Here is a 19,462-nt window from a genome sequence, read left to right as displayed (position 1 = left end):
CATGGGCATGCGGTCACGGGTGCGCGAGTGGCGGGGGCGGAGCAAGGTCGCCCAGGTCGACAGCTACATGCGGTGGACGCTCTACGGGCTGCCGTGGCTGTTCCCGCTGACCACGGCCCTGTCCTGGCTCTCCGGATCCGGGCGGCGCCCGGCCCCGGCGGTGTGGCTGCTGCTGGGTCTGTGCCTCGTCCAGTGCGCGCAGGGCGTCGGGCTGCTGCGGCGTTCGCTGGACCACTACCTGCGCAAGCGGCCCGCCCCCTGGTGGGGCCTGGGCGTCTCCGCGGCCTTCTTCGTGCTCACCCTTGCGGCGTTCGTGGCCGTGGTGCGGGTGGAGGGGGTGAGACACGTCACGGCGAACGCGACCGTGCTGCTGCACGGGGGGCTGATCGTCTTCGGTTCGTACAGCCTCCTCACCCGCCGGATCCGCACGTACCTCGCCGGGTGCGCGCTGGCGGGGCTCGTGGTGGGCGGGACGCTCGCCGCGGTGGCCGCCCGGGATCCCGGTCCGGCGATGCTGGTCGCCGTGCTGATCGCCGCCTCGCTGGTGTTCGCGCTCGGAGTGTGGGGCATGGCCGCCGTGCGCGCCTCGGCCTGGTTCCTGCGGGTGCTGTGGGAGCTGGAGGCCGCGCGGGGGACCCAGGCGCGGCTGGCGGTGGCGGAGGAGCGGCTGCGGTTCTCGCGGGACATGCACGACGTGCTCGGCCGGAACCTCGCGGTGATCGCGCTCAAGAGCGAGCTCGCCGCCCAGCTCTCCCGGCGGGGCTCCTCCGCCGCGCTGGACGAGATGACCGAGGTCCAGCAGATCGCGCGGGAGTCCCAGCGGGAGCTGCGGGAGGTGGTGCGCGGCTACCGCGAGGCCGCCCTCCACACCGAACTGGTCGGGGCCCGGAGCGTCCTGGCCGCGGCGGGCATCGAGTGCCGGACCGACGACGCGGGCGGGGCGGAGCTGCCGCCGGCCGTCCAGTCGGCGCTGGGGTGGGTGGTCCGCGAGGCCACGACGAACGTGCTGCGGCACGCGGAGGCCACCCGCTGCACGGTGCGGCTGCGGGTCGACGACGGGGCGGCCGTGCTGGTCATGGAGAACGACGGCGTGCGCGCCGCCGGCGGCGCCGGTCCGTCCTCCGGGGGCGGCTCGGGGCTGGCGGGTCTGCGGGAGCGCCTGGCGGCACTGGGCGGCACGGTCTCCTCCCTGTACGACGCGCGCCGCACGTTCCGGCTGACGGCGAGCATCCCGCTGTCGGGCCACGGCACCGGTGCGGAGGATCCGGCGGAAGGGTCCGAGGCCGTCCTGGCGGCGGGCGGCGAGAAGAGGAGGGGCGCATGAGCGAGGAGAGGGGCACGGGGCCCGTGCGGGTCATGCTCGCCGACGACGAGCACCTGATCCGGGGGGCCCTGGCCGCGCTGCTGGGTCTGGAGGACGACCTCCAGGTCGTCGCGGAGGCGGCCTCGGGCCCTGAGGCGCTGGCGATGGCGAGGGCGCACCGGCCGGACGTGGCGGTGCTGGACCTGCAGATGCCGGGGGCGGACGGTGTGATGGTGGCCACATCGCTGCGGTCCGAACTGCCCGACTGCCGCACCATGATCGTGACAGGTCATGGCAGACCGGGACATCTGAAACGGGCTCTAGAGGCGGGGGTCCGCGGCTTCGTCCCGAAGACGGTCTCGGCGCAGCGGCTGGCCGAGATCATCCGTGCCGTGCACGCCGGAAGCCGGTACGTGGACCCGGAGTTGGCGGCCGACGCGATCAGCGCGGGCGACTCGCCGCTCACGGCGCGCGAGGCGGAGGTCCTCGAACTGGCCGAGGACGGCGCGTCCGTCGCGGAGATCGCCAGGCGGGCGTCGCTGACGCCGGGCACGGTCCGCAATTACCTCTCGGCGGCCGCGCTGAAGCTCGGTGCGGAGAACCGTCACGCGGCGGCGCGCATCGCACGCTCTCAGGGTTGGCTATAGTGGTGTCCGCACCGCACGGAAGCGCGGAGCGAATGCGGACGTAGCTCAGTTGGTAGAGCACCACCTTGCCAAGGTGGATGTCGCGAGTTCGAGTCTCGTCGTCCGCTCAGAGAACGAAGGCCCCGGTCGGGAATCGACCGGGGCCTTCGGCGTTCCTGCGCCTCGTCCCTACGCCGCGCCCCCGAGGGGGAAGGCCAGCCGGAAGCGGGCGCCGCCGGTCTCCGCCTGCTCGGCGGTGAGCTCGGCGCCGTGGGCCCGGGCGATCTGGCGGGCCATGGCGAGGCCCAGGCCGGAGCCGGGCAGGGCCCGGGCCTGCCGCGAGCGGTAGAAGCGGTCGAAGACGTAGGGCAGGTCCTCGGCCGGGATGCCGGGGCCGTGGTCCCGGACGGTGAGCTCGGCGGTGCCCTCCGTGCGCGTCAGCCGGACCTCCACCACCGCCCCGGCCGGGCTGAACTTGGCGGCGTTGTCGAGCAGGTTGGACAGCAGCCGGGCCAGGCGGGCCGGCACGCCGGGGACGGTGACCTCCGTCACGTCGGCGGTGAAGGCCGTGGCCGGCCAGTGGCCGCGCGCCTCGGCCACGCAGCGCTCGGTGAGGCGGTCGAGCCGCACCTGCTCGACCAGCGGCTGCGGCTCCTCGTCGCGCGCGAGCTCGATCAGGTCGTTGACCATGCCCGTCACCTCGCGCAGCTGACGCCCCAGGGCGTCCGAGGCGCGCTCGCGCTGGGCGGCGGAGAGCCGGTCGGCGCGGGCGAGGAGCTCGGCGTTGGTGCGCAGCGCGGTGAGCGGGGTGCGCAGCTCGTGGGAGGCGTCGGCCACGAGGCGGCGCTGGGCGGCGACGGCCTCCTCCAGCTCGCCGAGCATCGTGTTGAAGCTGGTGGCCAGGCGCGTGATCTCGTCCTGGCGGCGCGCCTCGTAGGGCGGCAGCTCGATGCGGTGGGCGGGGTCGCGGGTGGCGGCGATGCGTTCCGCGGTGGCGGTGAGCCGGGTGACGGGGCGCAGCGAGGTGCGGGAGGCGGCGTAGCCGAGCACGGCCGCGAGGAGCACGCCGACGGCGCCGACCGCTCCCAGGTACAGGCCGGCCTGCCGCACGCCGAGATCGACGGTGTCGGAGCGGGTCGCCACCTGCAGGGCGCGGCCCTTCCTGTCCTGCAGCGGGACGGTCAGCATGCGCATGGGCCGGCCGTCGTGGGTGATGTCGCTGTAGTACGGGCCGAGGGTGCCGGCGGCGACGCGCCGGGTGGCGCCGGTGACGGGCAGGACGAGGTCCTGCTGGCCGGGTGCCGTCGGGTCGGCGGGGACGATCTGGGCGCAGGCGGGGGCGGCCCGCCAGACGCACTGGTTGAACAGGACGCCCTTGCCGGTGCCGCCGTGGGTCTGCTGGGCGATGGTGCCGGCCTGCTGCTTGAGCTGGAGGTCGAGCTGGCGCACGAGCTCGTAGCGGATGACGACGTACGCGGCGGCCAGCACGCCGAGGGCGACGAGCGCGACGGCGGTGGCGGTGACGAGCGCCAGGCGGGCCCGCAGGGGCCTGCGGCCCAGCAGCCTGCGCCGCAGGCCGCTCCCCCGGCCCCTGCGCGGGCCCTCGCCCCGGTGCGGTGGGGCGGCCGGGGTCACCGTTCCGCCAGCTGGTAGCCGATGCCGTGCACGGTGTGGACGAGGCGGCGGGCGCCGCCGGCCTCCAGCTTGCGCCGCAGGTATCCGATGTAGACGGCGAGGGAGTTGGACTCCGGTCCGAAGTCGGTGCCCCAGACCCGCTCCTGGATCACTTCGCGCGGCAGCACCTGGCCCGGGTGGCGCAGGAACACCTCCAGCAGCGCGAATTCGGTGCGGGTGAATTCGAGGTCGACGCCCGCGCGCTCGCCGGTGCGGGTGGCGGGGTCGACGGTGAGATCGGCGAAGTGCAGCTCCGGGCACGCCCCCGTGGCCTCGGGGGGTGCTGCGCGGCGCAGCAGGGCCCGCAGCCGGGCCAGGAGCTCGTCCAGGGCGAAGGGTTTGACGAGGTAGTCGTCGGCTCCCGCGTCCAGGCCGGCGACCCGGTCGGAGACGGCGTCGCGGGCGGTGAGGACGAGCACGGGGGTGCGGTCGCCGAGCTCGCGGAGGCGGCGGCAGACGGCGAGGCCGTCGAGGACGGGCATGGCGAGGTCGAGCACGATGGCCGCGGGGGGCACCGCGGCGACGGCGGAGAGCGCTTCGAGCCCGTCGGCGGCGGCCCGTACCGCGTAGCCCTCGACGGTGAGGCCGTCGACGACGGCGGCGCGGACGTCGGGGTCGTCGTCGACGACGAGTACGGACGTCTCGGCCACGGTCTTGCCTCCGGCGGGGTGCACATGGGTTCGGGCTCCCCACGATGGCAGACGTTGTCTGAGAGGGCTCTTAGACGGCGGGCCCCCGGGGGGGCGGATCAGGCCCCCGGGTCGCCCGCCTCAGGCGGTGGCTACGCCCACTTCGTGCCCGTCAGGCGCTCGTACGCCTCCGCGTACTTGGCGCGGGTGCGCTCGACGACGTCCGCGGGCAGCGGCGGGGGCGGGGTGTCGGTGGTGCGGTCCCAGCCGGAGGCCGGGGACGACAGCCAGTCGCGGACGAACTGCTTGTCGAAGGACGGCTGGGACCGGCCCGGCTCCCACGCGTCGACGGGCCAGAAGCGGGAGGAGTCCGGCGTGAGCACCTCGTCGGCGAGGACCAGCGTGCCGTCCTCCCCGAAGCCGTACTCGAACTTGGTGTCGGCGAGGATGATGCCGCGGTCGCGGGCGATCTCCCGGGCGCGGCTGTAGACGGCGAGGGTGCTCTGGCGCAGCATGGCGGCCGTCTCGGCGCCGATGCGGCGGGCGACCTCCTCGTAGGAGACGTTCTCGTCGTGCTCGCCGACCTCGGCCTTGGTGGCCGGGGTGAAGATCGGCTGGGGCAGTTCGGAGCCGTCGGTGAGGCCCTCGGGCAGGGCGAGCCCGCAGACGGTGCGGGTCTCGCGGTACTCGGCGAGGCCGGAGCCGGTGAGGTAGCCGCGGGCGACGCACTCGACCGGGACCATGTCGAGGGACTTGCAGATCAGGGTGCGGCCGGCCCAGTCGGCGGGGGCGCCGGCGGGCACCTCGGCCGACAGGACGTGGTGCGAGGCCAGGTCGGTGAGGCGGTCGAACCACCACAGGGACAGCTGCGTGAGGATGCGGCCCTTGTCGGGGATCTCGGTGGGCAGCACCCAGTCGTACGCGGACAAGCGGTCGCTGGCGACCATCACCAGTCGCCCGGCCTCGTCGCGGTAGAGGTCGCGGACCTTGCCCGTGTGCAGGTGCGTCAGTCCGGGGACCTCGACGGGTTTGGGCTTCTCGACGAATCCGGACACACGGGCCTCCTGGTGGTTTGTCCAAGCACCTCGATTCTGCCGTACGGACCCGCCCGGCCGCCCGGAGGGGTCAGACGCGCTTGCAGATGCGGTCCAGCAGGTTGGCCGTGGCCCGCTGGACGCGGGCGTCGACGTGGCCCGGGCGGTCCAGGGCGGGGGACCAGGCGAAGGTGCCGGAGGCGAAGACCAGGGCGCCGCTGGGGGCGCGGTAGAGGGAGGTCTCCTGGTGGCGCCGGACGCCCTGGCCGTCCTCGTACGGGGAGTGGGCGAGCAGGATGCGGCGGGTGTGCTCGGGCAGGGCCGTACGGGGGAAGTAGCGGTCGGCCTCGCCGGCGACGAGGCCGGGCAGCTCGTCGCCCTCGCCGGCGCCGGTGGCCTCCCACAGCCAGTGCCCGGCGTTGCGGACGACCAGGGGGGCCGGCTCGGGGACGCGGCCGGCGTACTGGATGCCGAGCAGCTGCTGCTCGGGGGGCGACACCTCGCGCCAGAGGGCGGAGCGGCCGGGGCCGCGGCGCTTGCGGCAGGTGAGCAGGCGGTCGGGGCCGGCCGGGGAGGGGGCGAGCTCGACCTGCCAGTACATGGTGTTGGCGGAGAGGAAGACGAGCGAGGTGCCGCAGTCGCGGGCATCCTCGACGGCGCGGCGCATGGGCGCCGACCAGTACTCGTCGTGGCCGGGGAAGACCAGGCCGCGGTAGCGCGCCGGATCGATTCGCCCGGCGTGCAGGTCGCGGGTCTCGGCGTAGGCGAGGCCGTAGCCGTAGCGCTCGGCCCAGCGGATGAAGTCGTAGGCGTGGCCGACGTGCAGCGGCAGGCCGGCGCCGGCGTAGGGGCGGTCGAAGGAGACCGTGGTGGCCGCGTCGGCCTCGCCGAGGAGACGGCCGTCCTCGTCCCAGGCGTGGTAGAGGCTGGCGCCGGTGCGGCCGTTCTCCGGGTAGAGGTTGTACGCCTGCCAGGTGATGTCGGGCAGGACGAGCAGCAGGTCGGCGGGGCCGCTGTCGCGCACGGTGAAGGGGATGTGGCTGCGGTATCCGTCGGCGGTGGTCAGGACGGCGACGTAGGCGCCGGTGCTCCAGAAACTGGGGATCTGCAGCCGCCAGGACAACCACCAGTGGTGGCAGGAGACGGTGCGGTCCACGGTGAGCGGCGGGGGCTGGACGATGCCCGACAACCGGGGGCTGGTGGTGATCTTCGCGGCGCCGACGCCGCCGTAGTGGCCGATGCGGTAGACGTCGACGCCGAACTGCTGGGGCGGGTCGACGGTGATGCGGAAGTCCAGGGCCTCGCCGGGGGCCACGGAGCTGGCGGAGGCGAAGCCCTTGATCTGGCAGCGGACGTCGTCCGCGGCGCGCGGGCCCGGTCTGCGCGGCGCGGGGACCCGGGCGTCGGCCGTGGTGGTGCCCGCCTCGACGTACCAGGGGATGATCCGGCCGGTGCCGTCGAAGTAGAACTCGCCGCCGCGGAGCCAGGGCAGCGGGCCCTGTCCGAAGGGATCCGAGACGGCGTGCGCGAGTGCACCGGACTCCCAGCGGCCGACCTGGTCGGTCCCCATGCGTGCTCCCTCCCCTAGGCCCCCGCATACCTTTTCGGTTTCCCAGCAGATACCCAGCAGATCACACGACGCGCGCGACTTGTCACTGTTCGTGGGGAAATTCCCCGGAAGTGATGGCTCGGCCCCTACGGAACGTCACCACGTCACCGTGCGTCACGTGCGCTCGTCACATCAGTCGGACCGGCTTCTCCGGGCGGACCCCCACGTCCCCCAGCCAGGCCCGCAGCGGCTCGCCGTCGCCGTCCTCGATCAGGCTCAGGACCGTCCGGGCGAGGTCGGCGCGGCGGGCACCGCCGACCAGGAGGGCCGGGCCGTCCAGCCAGTCCAGCCCGGGGGCCGCGCCGGCGGTGTCGACGGCCGCGCAGCAGACCATGGCCGTCACGTGGTCGGTGAGCAGCTCCCGTCCGCTGCGCGGGGGCTGCAGGGGGAAGAGCGGCGCCAGCCCGTCGATCCACGAGCCGGCCGCGGCGCCGAACGCGCCCCGCTCGGCCGCGCGCTCCTCCTGGGCCGCCTCGCGCGCCACCTCGGCGCTCAGCCGCACCTCCAGCTCCTCGCCCACGCCGCTGCCGGCCGGGCCGGTGAGGCGGTCGAGGATGCGGGCCACGGTGGGCGCGGCGGGCACGGCGTCCGGCCCGGGGCCGGGCCGTGTGCCGTCCTGCGCTCCGGGGACGGCGCCGGTGGCGGCTATGTCGTCGAGGACGCGGTGCAGCCGGGCGGCCTCCAGGCGCCAGGTGCGGTCCACGACCTCGTCCGGGTACTGGTTCCAGGCCACCGGCGACCAGTCGGGGCCGGAGTGGGCGGGGCCGCCGTGGAAGAGCCGGGCGGCCAGCAGGGAGGCGGCCTCGTCGATGACGCCGGGCTCCTCCAGCAGGTCGCAGGCGGGCCGCTCGCCCAGCCGGGAGGCGAAGCCCTCGGCCAGCCGGTCGCGGCGGGAGAGCTCGGTGAGCGCGGAGACCACGCCGGCGTCGAGCCGCGAGGGCCAGCGGCCCATGCGCCACGCGGGCAGGGCGACCCGGTTGAGCAGGCGGTCCCAGCCGGCGTAGGCGAGGCCGACCTGCTCCTGGGCGACGATGCGCAGGCCGTAGTCGACGCTCTGGGCGCGCTCGGAGGCCGCGGCGGCCACCCCGCGCTCCATCTCGGCCGCGTGGTCGCGGCAGGAGCGCAGCAGGACCCTGGCGGCCCAGCCCACGAACGCGAGCTGGGGCCGGGTCGCCGCGACGGCCACGGCGGCGTCCAGACCCCTCACGAAGCGACGGGCCGCGGCTATGTCGGGGTGGGCGGCCGGGCCGGTGCCCGCCACCACGGGGGCCAGCAGGGCACGGAGCTCGGCCACGCGCATCCACCACAGGAAGGGCGAGCCGATCACCAGGACGGGCGAGGCCCCGGCCCGCCTGCGCAGCCGCAGCACCCTCCGGGGCACGGTGTGCGCGGGGTGGGTGCGGTCCTCCAGCCAGCTGTCGCAGTCGGGCGTGAGGGCCATGGCGGAGGGCACCGGGACGTCCAGCCGCTCGGCCAGGTCGCGGACCAGGCGGTAGAGGTCGGGGGCCGTCTCCTCCGGGATCGGGACGGTGGGGCTGAGCGCCGGGCGGGCCCGGGAGACGACCACGGCCACGGCGGCCGCGAGCGCCAGGGCCAGCAGGGCGACGGCGGAGACGACCGGGCGGACGACGTCCCAGGCGGAGCCGTCCGGGATCCGGCCCATGGCCGAACCGGCCGCCAGCACGACGGCCGCGGCCGCCGGCACGAGGGCGACGGCCAGCGCGGCGCCGCGCACGCGCAGCACGGCGAGGGCTCTGGCACGCGCGGCCAGCGCGCCTGCTTCAGGACCTGCCACGGGACCGATCACCCCCAGTTGCCTTCAGTGCTCTGCCGAGGTGCTTGCCTTACCTCCCCCACTGTGGCACCGGCCTCTGACATCGCAATGCCGGTGGGCCGGTCGGGCCGATGCGTCAGCCACGCGGCAGCCGGCCTGCGCCGCACCCTAGTTGGGGGCGCGGCGCGCGTCAGCCGGTTGGGCGAGCGGTCACCCGATGGAATGGCTTTGGGCAAAGCCTCTGCGGATCCCGCTCCGTTCTGTTCGACAGGACAGAGCGGTACCGAACGGGGCGGAGCGGGACAAGTGTGCGGAGAACGCCCGGGCAGCGGCCGCTCAGGCGGACGCGGCGGCCTTCTCCGCGATGTCCGTGCGGTGGTGCGAGCCGTCCAGCCGGATGCGGGACAGGGCCTCGTACGCCTGCGTCCGGGCGTCCGCCAGGTCGTCGCCGGTCGCGGTGACGGACAGGACGCGCCCGCCCGCGCTGACCACCCGGCCGTCGGCGTCGTGCGCGGTGCCCGCGTGGAGCACGTACGCCCGCTCGACCTCCGCCGCCTGTGCCAGGCCCTCGATCACGTCGCCGGTACGCGGGGTGCCGGGGTAGTTGTGCGAGGCGACGACGACGGTCACGGCGGCGCCCTCGCTCCAGCGCAGCGGCGGCTCGGCGGCCAGGTTGCCGGTGGCGGCGTTGAGCAGGACGCCCGCCAGCGGCGTCTTCAGGCGGGCCAGGACGACCTGGGTCTCCGGGTCGCCGAAGCGGGCGTTGAACTCGATGACCCGCACGCCGCGCGAGGTGATCGCCAGGCCCGCGTAGAGCAGCCCGGAGAAGGGCGTGCCGCGGCGGCGCAGCTCGTCCACGGTGGGCTGCAGGACGGTCCGCAGCACCTCGTCGACCAGCTCGGGGTCGGCCCAGGGCAGCGGCGAGTAGGCACCCATGCCGCCGGTGTTGGGGCCCTCGTCGGCGTCCAGGGCGCGCTTGAAGTCCTGGGCGGGCTGCAGGGGCACCACCGTCTCGCCGTCGGTGATGGCGAAGAGGGAGACCTCGGGGCCGTCGAGGAACTCCTCGATCACCACGCGGTCGCAGGCCAGCGCGTGCTCGCGGGCGGCGGCCAGGTCCGCGGTGACGACGACGCCCTTGCCGGCGGCCAGGCCGTCGTCCTTGACGACGTAGGGGGCGCCGAAGGCGTCCAGGGCCGCGTCGATCTCGGCCGGGGTGGTGCAGACGTAGCTGCGGGCGGTGGGGACGTTCGCGGCGGCCATGACGTCCTTGGCGAACGCCTTGGAACCCTCCAGCAGGGCCGCCTCCGCGGACGGGCCGAAGACCGGGACGCCGCGCTCGCGCAGCACGTCGGCGACGCCCGCGACCAGCGGCGCCTCGGGGCCGACCACCACCAGGTCCGCGCGCAGCGACGTGGCGAGCTCCGCGACGGCAGCGCCGTCCAGGGCGTCCACGGGGTGCACCTGAGCGACCTCGGCGATCCCGGCGTTGCCGGGGGCGCAGTGCAGCGCGGTGACGTCGGGGTCGAGGGACAGGGAGCGGCACAGGGCGTGTTCGCGGGCGCCGCCGCCGATGACGAGGACCTTCACGGGGCCACCCTATTGCCTGCCTTGTGGATCAGTACGACTCGGGCCCCTTCCCCGGCTCGTAGGAACCTCTTGAAGGCCCCCGGCCGGGGGCGCCGCCGCGAGCGCTCGCGAGCCCGCTCCTCAGAACGTTCCGGCGCCCCGTGCGTCGTCACTGCGGGCGCCGGGCCACACTCTTTCGGGTGAAGGCCGTGGGGCCCTATACCCGATCCCGCTGCACTTACGGACGGAAAAGGCTGGATCTTGTGCCCAACGCCAACCGTTCGGCGGTAGGAAGGAGGCTGCCCTCACGGATATCGCAACCGGATGCGGCACACGGCGACAGACGGCGGAGAAGGAGTGCAGGGGTGAGCCAGCCTGAGATGCAGCCCGAGGGGCTTCCGCGCGAGCAGGGAGGCCACCCAGCAGGGCAGCACCGGGGCGACCTGCGCGGCCGGACCTTCCCCCTCGGCGACTGGGGAGAGCCCGCCGAGCGGCTGGACGAGCTGTACCGGTGGGTCGAGGGCGGTGCGCTCAACCTCGCCGACTGGTACCTGACCGACCGCGCCTGGAAGCGCCGCTGGGCGCGCGGGCTGCGGCTGGGGACCGCGTTCTGCGCGGTGGTGGGGGCGGCCCTGCCCCTGCTGGAGCTGACCAAGGTGCTGCGCACCGGTTCGGCGTGGGCGTTCCTGGCGCTGCTCGGGGCGGTGGCCTGCGTGGCGTGCGACCGCTACTTCGGGCTGACGTCGGGCTGGATGCGCGGCGTGGCCACGGCGCAGGCCGTGCAGCGGCGGCTGGAGGTGCTGCAGTTCGACTGGGCGTCGGAGTGCGTCCGCGAGGTGCTCGGCCCGACCGAGGGCACGGCCAGCGAGGCGGCCGAGCGCTGCCTGACGGTGCTCCGGCGCTTCTCGGAGGACGTCTCGGAGCTCGTCCGGGCCGAGACGGCCGACTGGATGGTGGAGTTCCGGGCCGGGCCGGCGCCCTTGCTGACGCAGTCGCTGGTCGCATGGGGTCCGCGCGGTGAGTCGGGCGGGCCGGTGGGGCGCTTCCCGATGCCGCCCCACACGCGGCCGAACATGCCGCGGCAGCGGCCGCCGGAGTCACCGCGCTAGAGCTGGAGCAGGCGCGGCCTGACGGGCCGGGCGGCCGGCCCGTCAGCTGAAGACGATCATCGAGCCCTGACCCAGGCTTCTGGTCGCCGCCGCGTGCAGGCCCCGCCACACATGGCGCTCCCGGGCGAACGGGCTGTCGTCGTCCGGGCCCGGGGCCGCACGCTCCTCCAGGGCGGTGGGACGGTCCGGAGCGGCCGGCGGTGCGGGCGGGTTGGCCGGGTCGATGCCCAGCACCGGTGCCACCGCGAGGAGTTCGCGCAGCAGGCCGTGGCTGGAGCCCAGCGGCCCGCCGCCTTCGAGGAGTTCGTCGTTGGACAGCGGGTGCGCGAAGTCGACGGGGACGTACGCGCCGGCGTGGTCGTAGTGCCAGACCAGGTGCGACTGCTGGGCCGTGCTCTCGAACATCTCCAGCAACTGCTCGTAGTCGCCGCCCAGTTCGTCCACCGGGGTGACCGCGAGCCCGCACAGGTTCAGCAGATGGGCACGGCGCAGGAAGTGCAGGGCGTCGTAGTCGAAGCCCGCGACCGGCGCCACGTCCCCCGACAGCCCCGGCATGTAGCCGAAGACGGGCACCGGCGGGAGCCCGGCCTCGCCGAGAACCTTGTCGTAGGCGGAGATCTCCTCGGCGAAGGGGTTGTCGGGGCTGTGGCACAGCACGTCGACGAGGGGCACCAGCCAAAGGTCACAGGCCACGTGAGCTCACTCTCGTTCCCGGATTCATGCGATGGTCGGGGCATGCGATGGTCGGGCCAGAGTAGTGCCGCCCAGCCGGTTGTCACACAGGGGCGACGGAGATGGACGCCTGAATTCCCCTTGGTGTCCGGCCGGCGGGTCAACCCCGGTCGCGCACGTCCCACACCCACGTGTCGCCGAGCTGCCGCGGCTGCTGTCCCGACAGCTTCGTGACCGCCTCGCGCAGGGCCGGCGCATGGTCCCGGGGCGTGAGCACGAGCACGTCCGCGCGCCAGAAGTCGAGGTCCCAGTCGAACTGCCGCTGCTGCTGCGGGCCGATGTCGGGCACCTTGCCGCTCTCGGCGACCTTGCCCAGCAGGTCGGAGGTGAAGCGCGGCTGGGGTCCGTAGATGCCGATGCGCTCCGGCCCCCAGGGCCCGTTGAAGTAGCCGCCCGGGAAGGCGAAGCCGAGGCCGGCGTCGATCTGCCAGCCGAGGGCGGCGGTGTCGGCCGGGCTGGGCACCGGCACGGGCACCAGCGAGCGGCCGGGGCGCACGTACTGCTGCCAGGTGCCGTCGGCGATGAACGCGGGCACCGGGGCGCGCTGGACGGTCGGGTAGGGCGTCGGCAGCAGCGGCAGGAGCGCCACGGTCAGGGCCGTCCAGCCGAGCATGCGGCGGGAGGTCTCGCGCTCGCTGCGCAGCCGTCGCACGGCGAGCCGGTCGCAGCCGAGGGCGAGGAGGATGCCGAGGGCGGGCGCGCAGACCATGGCCGTGCGGGACTCGATGACCGATTCGAAGAGCGGCATCTGTGCGACCAGGCGCCACGGGCCGGGCAGCGTCTTGTCGGTGCCGAGCAGCGGGATGTTCTGGCCGAGGGAGAGGACGGCGGCGGCCAGCGCGGTGAAGCCGAGGGCGCGCACGCGCGGCTGGTCGCGCAGGCGGACGACGAGGGCGACGGCGAGGACGACGAGCGGCCAGCCGAAGAAGGCGTTCTCCTCGGTCCGGTTGAGTGAGAGGGACGCCGCGACCTTCGCGTCGCCGGCCAGCGAGCGGGTGGCGAACTCCAGCAGTGCCATGGGGTTGTTGCCGACCTGCCCGTGCAGGACGCTCTGGTAGCTCTGCGGGCCCTTGAACTGCCAGGCGAGGGGGACGGCCACCAGCGGCAGGGACACCAGCGCGGCGATGCCGAGGCCGCGCAGCAGCGGCCGGGCGACGGCCTTCGCCACGTCCGGGGCGGCGATGGCGTAGCCGAGGGCGAAGAGCGCGAGGCCGGTCACGGCCAGCAGCAGCACCTCCTCGCCGAGGAAGATCTGGTAGGCGAGGAACAGGCCCAGGACGATGCCGTCGTGGCGGACGCGGCGGCCCTCGCACAGCCGCAGCAGCCGGTCGGTGATCAGCGGCATCATGAACAGCACCACGAAGTTGGGGTGCGCGGTGCCGTGCGAAATCATCGGCGGGGCGAAGGCGCAGGAGCCGCCGCCGAGCGCGGCCGCCCAGCGCGAGCGCACGAAGCGCTTGGCTATCAGCCAGTACCAGGAGCAGGCGGTCGCGGCCAGCCCGCCGGTGAGGACGACGGCCCAGGTGACGGGGGCGCCGAGGGCGAGCGTGAGGGGTGCCAGGGGCACGGAGAGCCCCAGCATGGCGGTGTTCGCCATGAGGTTGACGCCGAGCGGGGCGTTCTGCAGACCGGTGAAGAGCGGGTTGCGCAGGTGGGCGACGTTGTCCGCGGTGACCGCGAAGAACCACTCCCACTGCTGCTGGTCGGAGCCGGAGTCGGTGAGGTAGCTGCTGCCGGGTCCGCTCCACAGTCCTCCGTAGAGGAAGAACGCGAGGAGGAGGAAGATCCCGGGTATGACGAGCTGCACCGGGCGCACGGCGTGCAGGCGGATGCGCAGCAGGTCGGCGAGGACGGTGGGGTAGGCGAGCGGGCGGACCTTGGAACCGGGCTGGTGGGCCCAGCGGACGGGCACTTCGGCGACCTCCCAGTCCTTCTGGTGGAAGAAGCGCAGGATCTCGACGTCGAAGCTCCAGCCGTCCAGCCGGGAGCCGGCGAAGGCGGTGCGGACCTTGTCGCCGTCGAAGAGCTTGAAGCCGCACTGGGTGTCCCGTATGCCGGGCACCGCGGCGGCGCGTATGAGGCGGGCGCCCAGGCGGCCCATGACCTCGCGCAGTGCGTTCTGGCGCACCGCGATCCGGGACTCGGGCAGGGCGCGGGAGCCCACGGCCGCGGCGGCGCCGGCGTCCATCCGCTCGGTCAGGAGGCCGAGCTCCTCGATGGGGGTGGCCAGGTCGGCGTCGGTGACCAGGACCCGGCGGCCGCGCGAGGCGAGGACGCCGGTGCGCACCGCGTGGCCCTTGCCTCTGTTGGCGGGCGTGGTCAGCAGCCGGATGCGGGGTTCCTCGGCGGCCGCGGCACCGGTGACGGCGCTCGTGCCGTCGGTGGAGCCGTCGTCGACGACGATCAGCTCCCACCGCAGGGGCGCGAGGGTGTCGAGGTGGGCCCGGACCGCGCGCAGCGTCGGGGCGAGCCGCTGCTCCTCGTTGTAGGCGGGGACGATCACCGTCAGGTCGACGGGGCCGGCTCCGGCGGGTATGTGGGGGTCCGGCGACGAGGAGGACCGGTCCGACGGCTGGGTCTGTGACATCACGTGACTGGGACGTCCTCAAAAGGTCGAAGGTTGCATATCCGACATCGGCGCCTTCTTCATTTCGAATCCCGTTCCGTTGGTCGACGACAGCGCGACGTCGACCCTATGTGGTGGGACCTCGATCGGTCCCGACCGTGTCCGACGGCTCCCGACCGGATGCGGCGTCGTCGCACAACCCGTTGATCAGCGCCAGCGAATGCTCGTTGTACGCCACGACGATCTGCTGCGCCCGCTCCACGTCACGGCTCGCCACCGCCTCGACCAGCTCGGCGTGCTGGTCCCACAGCAGCCCCCGCAGATCCCCCAGCGCCCGGAGCAGCGGCACCGTGAAGATCCAGCTCTGCACCCGCACCCGGTCCAGGAAGTCGGATATGTACGGATTGCCGACCAGGCCGGCCATCTCCCGCCAGAAGCGCAGGTCGTAGCCGATGAGGATGTCCAGGTCCCCCGCGAGCGCGGCCCGCGACGCCTCCTCGGCCCGTCGCCGCACCGAGGACAGAGCCTGCGGGGTGGCCGCCTGCAGCGCCCGCGCGGCCGAGCGGCGGAACATGCCCTCGACGATCAGGGTGCGCGCCTCGATCATGTCCCGGAAGTCGGCGTACGAGAACTCCCGCACCCGGTAGCTCCGGTGCAGCTCCACGTCGAGCAGTCCCTGCGAGCACAGGTCGAGCAGCGCCTCGCGGACGGGCGTGGCCGAGACCCCGTACTGCTCGGCGATCTCCTTGACGGTGAACTGCCCGCCCGCCGGAAGCCGTCCCGCGATCACCTCGTCGCGCAGCGCGTCCGCGATCTGCGAGCGCAGCGTCGTGCGCTTGACCGCGTCGCTGCCGGGCATCTGGTCTCCGTCTCCCCTTCGTGACCGCGCGCCTGGCATGCGAACGGCCCTCGCACAAGATAAGCGAGGGCCGACGCGAAGCAGTATGACCGTACGCACGGGGAGACCGAACGCTACCGGATCGGCCCGGAGGCGGAATGGGCGGCTCCGCCCAGGGCCGGGTCAGACGGTGCAGCGGTCCGCCACCGTCAGCGCCTCGTCCAGGGCCGCCAGCCCCTCCTTCGCCTCCGCCTCGGTGATCGTGCACGGCGGGACGACGTGGGTGCGGTTCATGTTCACGAACGGCCACAGGCCGGCCTTCTTGCAGGCGCCCGCGAAGGCCGCCATGGGGGCGTTGTCCTCGCCCGTCGCGTTGTACGGCACCAGCGGCTCGCGGGTGGCCTGGTCCCTGACGAGCTCCACCGCCCAGAACACGCCGAGGCCCCGCACCTCGCCCACCGAGGGGTGGCGGGCGGCGAGTTCGCGCAGGCCGGGGCCGATGACCTCCTCGCCGATGCGGGCGGCGTTCTCCACGATGCCCTCCTCGGCCATCGTGGTGATCGTCGCCACGGCGGCGGCGCAGGCGAGCGGGTGCCCGGAGTAGGTGAGCCCGCCGGGGTAGGGGCGCCGCTCGAACGTGGCCGCGATCTTCGCGGAGATGGCGACGCCGCCGAGCGGTACGTAGCCGGAGTTGACGCCCTTGGCGAAGGTGAGCAGGTCGGGGACGACGCCGAAGCGGTCGGCCGCGAACCAGTGGCCCGTCCGCCCGAAGCCCGCCATGACCTCGTCGAGCACGAGGACGATGCCGTACCGGTCGCACAGCTCGCGGACGCCCGGGAGGTAGCCGGCGGGCGGGACCATGATCCCGGCGGTGCCGGGCACCGTCTCCAGGACGATCGCGGCGATGGTCGACGGCCCCTCGAAGACGAGGGTGTCCTCCAGGTGGCGCAGGGCGCGCTCGCACTCCTGCTCCTCGCTCTCCGCGTGGAACGGCGAGCGGTAGAGGTACGGCGCCCAGAAGCGGACCACGCCCGCCGAGCCGGTGTCGGAGGGCCAGCGGCGCGGGTCACCGGTCAGGTTGATCGCGGCGGCCGTCGCCCCGTGGTACGAGCGGTAGGCACTGAGCACCTTGGGACGGCCGGTGTGCAACCGGGCCATCCGGACGGCGTTCTCGACGGCCTCGGCCCCGCCGTTGGTGAAGAAGATCTTGTCGAGGTCGCCGGGGGTGCGCTCCGCGATGAGCCGCGCGGCCTCGGAGCGCACGTCCACGGCGAAGCCCGGCGCCATCGTGCACAGCCGCCCGGCCTGCTCCTGGATCGCGGCGACCACCTTGGGGTGCTGGTGACCGATGTTGGTGTTGACCAGCTGCGAGGAGAAGTCGAGGTAGCGGTTGCCGTCGTGGTCCCAGAAGTACGAGCCGCCGGCGCCGGCCACGGCGAGCGGGTCGATGAGGCCCTGGGCGGACCAGGAGTGGAAGACGTGCGCGCGGTCGGCGGCCTTGACGGCGGCGCCCACCGCGGGATCGGGCTGCGGGCTGACGGTGCTCACGGGGCATGACCTCGCATCAGGGGGCTCGGTGGTCCGGCCGGGGGCTCGGTGGTCCGGCCGGCCCGCCCGAGCCTAGGCAGGCCGGACCCGCCCCGGTACCGGCACTGTGTCGGCCGCTCGGCGCGCCCGCCGACACAGTGCCGGGTCACCACGACACACGGCGCCGGGCGGCAGGAAATACCAATTCGACGCCATTTGCCTGCTACGGTCATTTCCAGTTGCAGTTTTGGTACCCATTTGTCATGTGCGCCTGAAGGTCTGTGACCTCGGGCGCACTTGCGTTTTTCCTGGAGCACGCAATTCCGCCGTGCACCCGATTGAGGAGAAAGATCAGCTTGGCTACGGGCATCGTGAAGTGGTTCAACTCGGAAAAGGGCTTCGGCTTCATCCAGCAGGACGGCGGCGGCGCGGACGTGTTCGCCCATTACTCCAACATCGCGACACAGGGGTACCGGGAACTGCAGCAGGGCCAGAAGGTGACCTTCGACATCACCCAGGGCCAGAAGGGCCCGCAGGCGGAGAACATCCTGCCGGTCTGACGACCCGTCGGCGCACCCTCGCCGGCCGCCCCGGGCGGCCGGCACATCCGGGGGCCGGGAACCGCACTTTTCGCCGTGCGGATACCCGGCCCTTTGCCGTGCCGCTATTCTCCGCGGAGAAACATGGGGGAAGGAGTGCCCGGCATGGAAGATCTGTCGCCGGAGGACCCGCGCACGCTCGGCAACTACAGGCTGCTCGGCAGGCTCGGCGCGGGCGGCATGGGCCGGGTCTATCTCGCCCGTTCCGACCGGGGCCGCACGGTCGCCGTCAAGCTGGTCCAGCCGGAGCTCGCGGGCCAGGAGGAGTTCAGGCGCCGCTTCCGGCAGGAGGTCACGGCCGCGCGCCGGGTCGGCGGGGAGTGGACCGCTCCCGTCCTGGACGCGGACACCGAGGCCACCGTGCCGTGGGTCGCCACGGGCTACATCGCCGGGCCCTCGCTGCGCCAGGTCGTCGGGCAGGACTACGGGCCGCTGCCCGAGCAGTCCGTGCGCATCCTGGCGGCCGGGCTCGCCCGCGCCCTGCAGGCCGTCCACGCCGCCGGCATCGTCCACCGCGACCTCAAGCCGTCCAACGTCCTGATCACCCTGGACGGCCCGCGTCTGATCGACTTCGGCATCGCGCGCGCCCTGGAGACCGTCACCGACGGGGGCCTCACCCGCACCGGCGCGGCCGTCGGCTCGCCCGGCTTCATGTCGCCGGAGCAGGTGCGCGGCGGCCGCATCACGCCCGCGAGCGACATCTTCTGCCTGGGCTCGGTCCTCGCCTACGCGGCCAGCGGCCGGATGCCCTTCGGTACCGCCGACAGCGGCGTGCACGCCCTGATGTTCCGCATCGCCGAGGAGGAGGCGGACCTCACCGGCGTGCCGGCCGGACTGCACCCGCTGATCTCCGCGTTCCTCGCCAAGGACCCCGCCGACCGGCCCACGCCCGAGCAGGCCCTGGAGCGCTCGGGCGCGGCGGACCTGCTGGCGGACCTGGGATCGGCCGAGCCCTGGCTGCCGGGCGGCCTCGTCGCCCAGCTCGGCCGGCACGCCGTGCGGCTCCTCGACGTCGAGAACCCCGCGCAGGCGGCCGGCATACCGCCGCACTCCATAGCCGGGCCGCCCACGCAGGTCGACCCGCCGCAGGACGCCCGGCCGGTGGACCCGCCCACGCTGACCGCGCCCGCCGCGGCCTCCCAGCCCCTGCCCCCGCAGGCGCCGCACGCCCCGTACGGCTACCCGGCGCCGGGCCCGTACGCGGGCAGCCCGTACCACCACCCGGCCGTCCAGGTCCCGGCCCCGCCGGCGCACCGCTCGAAGACGCCCTACATCGTGGCCGCGATCGTGGCCGCCGGACTGCTCACGGGCGGCGGCACGGTCTATCTGCTCAACCGCGACACGAGCAACGCCGCGCACAACAGTGCGGGCGCGGCCCCGGCGACGACGCCCTCGGCCTCCTCCCAGGGCCCGGCGCCGTCCGCCGCGCCCGCGCCCCCCACGTCCGGGCCGGCGACCGTCGGCAGCCCCACGCCCACGCCCAAGCCCACTCCCGAGGCCGGGCAGCAGGCGTACATCGGCACCTGGCAGTCGAGCTTCGGCAGCGGCTCGCGCGTCAACACCCGGACCATCACCATCTCCGGGAGCTCGGTCACCATCGACGGAAGCGGCGTCCTGGACGACGGCACCTCCTACGTCTGCACGTGGCAGGCGACCGCAACCGGCGGCGGCACCGAGGGCAGCCCGATGCGCGTCGGCCCCTCCAGCGTCACCCGGGCCATGCCCACGTCGGCCTGCCAGCCGGGCTCGTCGTCCGACCTGGTCCTGCTCCCGGACGGCAGGATGCGGCGCGATTTCACCGACTCCGCCACGAAGGACGCGTCGCTGGTCTACCGCAAGATCTCCTGAGAACGGACGACGGCGCCCCGGTGGCAGT

Annotated in this window: 15 protein-coding genes and 1 tRNA gene; 6 read left to right on the top strand and 10 right to left on the bottom strand. The window is 74.0% G+C overall.

The features are described from left to right. Position 1: 1 nt before the first annotated feature. The 3 genes from IE182_RS04560 to IE182_RS04550 all read left to right on the top strand — a co-directional run bounded on the left by IE182_RS04560 (position 2) and on the right by IE182_RS04550 (position 2,057). A complete protein-coding gene (locus tag IE182_RS04560; RefSeq protein WP_190108306.1) occupies positions 2–1,324 on the top strand; it encodes a sensor histidine kinase in 1,323 nt (440 codons plus the stop codon). Beyond that, a complete protein-coding gene (locus IE182_RS04555; RefSeq protein ID WP_190108305.1) occupies positions 1,321–1,950 on the top strand; it encodes a response regulator transcription factor in 630 nt (209 codons plus the stop codon). The genes IE182_RS04560 and IE182_RS04555 overlap by 4 nt, the downstream gene beginning before the upstream one ends. Positions 1,951–1,984: 34 nt before the next feature. After that, positions 1,985–2,057 (top strand) — tRNA-Gly (locus IE182_RS04550). A gap of 61 nt (positions 2,058–2,118) precedes the next feature. Here IE182_RS04550 and IE182_RS04545 read toward each other — a convergent pair. The 6 genes from IE182_RS04545 to purD all read right to left on the bottom strand — a co-directional run bounded on the left by IE182_RS04545 (position 2,119) and on the right by purD (position 10,236). Next, positions 2,119–3,474, bottom strand: coding sequence for a sensor histidine kinase (locus IE182_RS04545; protein WP_190108387.1), 1,356 nt, complete (start codon positions 3,472–3,474; stop codon positions 2,119–2,121). Between the two features lie 86 nt (positions 3,475–3,560). Further along, positions 3,561–4,253, bottom strand: coding sequence for a response regulator transcription factor (locus IE182_RS04540; protein WP_190108304.1), 693 nt, complete (start codon positions 4,251–4,253; stop codon positions 3,561–3,563). Between the two features lie 131 nt (positions 4,254–4,384). Next, the gene (locus IE182_RS04535; protein WP_190108303.1) at positions 4,385–5,287 is read right to left on the bottom strand and encodes a phosphoribosylaminoimidazolesuccinocarboxamide synthase; all 903 of its coding nucleotides are present in this window, start codon (positions 5,285–5,287) and stop codon (positions 4,385–4,387) included. A gap of 70 nt (positions 5,288–5,357) precedes the next feature. Next, positions 5,358–6,836, bottom strand: coding sequence for a N,N-dimethylformamidase beta subunit family domain-containing protein (locus IE182_RS04530; protein WP_190108302.1), 1,479 nt, complete (start codon positions 6,834–6,836; stop codon positions 5,358–5,360). 166 nt (positions 6,837–7,002) lie between these two features. Beyond that, positions 7,003–8,682 carry a hypothetical protein gene (locus IE182_RS04525; RefSeq protein WP_190108301.1) on the bottom strand — a complete coding sequence of 560 codons (1,680 nt, stop codon included), beginning with the start codon at positions 8,680–8,682 and terminating at the stop codon, positions 7,003–7,005. A 303-nt stretch (positions 8,683–8,985) separates the two neighbouring features. Next, positions 8,986–10,236: a phosphoribosylamine--glycine ligase gene (gene purD / locus IE182_RS04520; protein WP_190108300.1), complete on the bottom strand. Its 1,251-nt coding sequence runs from the start codon at positions 10,234–10,236 to the stop codon at positions 8,986–8,988. A 344-nt stretch (positions 10,237–10,580) separates the two neighbouring features. Here purD and IE182_RS04515 point away from each other — a divergent pair, with 344 nt between their 5' ends. Further along, positions 10,581–11,324, top strand: coding sequence for an SLATT domain-containing protein (locus tag IE182_RS04515; protein WP_190108299.1), 744 nt, complete (start codon positions 10,581–10,583; stop codon positions 11,322–11,324). Positions 11,325–11,366: 42 nt separating this feature from the next. On the opposite strand, the gene IE182_RS04510 is transcribed toward IE182_RS04515, so the two are convergent. The 4 genes from IE182_RS04510 to IE182_RS04495 form a co-directional block, all read right to left on the bottom strand. Next, on the bottom strand, positions 11,367–12,017 hold the full coding sequence (locus tag IE182_RS04510) for a putative DNA-mimic protein (protein WP_190108298.1): 651 nt from the start codon (positions 12,015–12,017) through the stop codon (positions 11,367–11,369). Between the two features lie 139 nt (positions 12,018–12,156). Further along, a complete protein-coding gene (locus IE182_RS04505; protein WP_190108297.1) occupies positions 12,157–14,643 on the bottom strand; it encodes a dolichyl-phosphate beta-glucosyltransferase in 2,487 nt (828 codons plus the stop codon). 106 nt (positions 14,644–14,749) lie between these two features. Next, positions 14,750–15,481 (bottom strand): GntR family transcriptional regulator, encoded by a 732-nt coding sequence (locus tag IE182_RS04500; protein WP_190108296.1) that lies wholly within the window; start codon positions 15,479–15,481, stop codon positions 14,750–14,752. Between the two features lie 162 nt (positions 15,482–15,643). Next, a complete protein-coding gene (locus tag IE182_RS04495) occupies positions 15,644–17,008 on the bottom strand; it encodes an aspartate aminotransferase family protein (protein WP_190108295.1) in 1,365 nt (454 codons plus the stop codon). A 335-nt stretch (positions 17,009–17,343) separates the two neighbouring features. Here IE182_RS04495 and IE182_RS04490 point away from each other — a divergent pair, with 335 nt between their 5' ends. Continuing rightward, positions 17,344–17,547 carry a cold-shock protein gene (locus IE182_RS04490; protein ID WP_190108294.1) on the top strand — a complete coding sequence of 68 codons (204 nt, stop codon included), beginning with the start codon at positions 17,344–17,346 and terminating at the stop codon, positions 17,545–17,547. Between the two features lie 144 nt (positions 17,548–17,691). Then, complete coding sequence (locus tag IE182_RS04485) at positions 17,692–19,434, top strand: serine/threonine-protein kinase (RefSeq protein ID WP_190108293.1); 1,743 nt, start codon at positions 17,692–17,694, stop codon at positions 19,432–19,434. Positions 19,435–19,462: the final 28 nt, after the last annotated feature.

This window comes from Streptomyces cinnamoneus, assembly GCF_014650495.1.
GTDB lineage: Bacteria > Actinomycetota > Actinomycetes > Streptomycetales > Streptomycetaceae > Streptomyces > Streptomyces cinnamoneus.
Note: the sequence above shows the minus strand (reverse complement) of the source record. Positions and strands in the feature narration are given on the sequence as shown.

Excerpts from the sequence above, each read along its gene's own strand:
- IE182_RS04505 (WP_190108297.1), bottom strand. The coding sequence starts at position 14,643 with ATGTCACAGACCCAGCCGTCGGACCGGTCCTCCTCGTCGCCGGACCCC.
- IE182_RS04555 (WP_190108305.1), top strand. The coding sequence starts at position 1,321 with ATGAGCGAGGAGAGGGGCACGGGGCCCGTGCGGGTCATGCTCGCCGAC.
- IE182_RS04530 (WP_190108302.1), bottom strand. The coding sequence starts at position 6,836 with ATGGGGACCGACCAGGTCGGCCGCTGGGAGTCCGGTGCACTCGCGCAC.
- IE182_RS04485 (WP_190108293.1), top strand. The coding sequence starts at position 17,692 with ATGGAAGATCTGTCGCCGGAGGACCCGCGCACGCTCGGCAACTACAGG.
- IE182_RS04500 (WP_190108296.1), bottom strand. The coding sequence starts at position 15,481 with ATGCCCGGCAGCGACGCGGTCAAGCGCACGACGCTGCGCTCGCAGATC.
- IE182_RS04560 (WP_190108306.1), top strand. The coding sequence starts at position 2 with ATGGGCATGCGGTCACGGGTGCGCGAGTGGCGGGGGCGGAGCAAGGTC.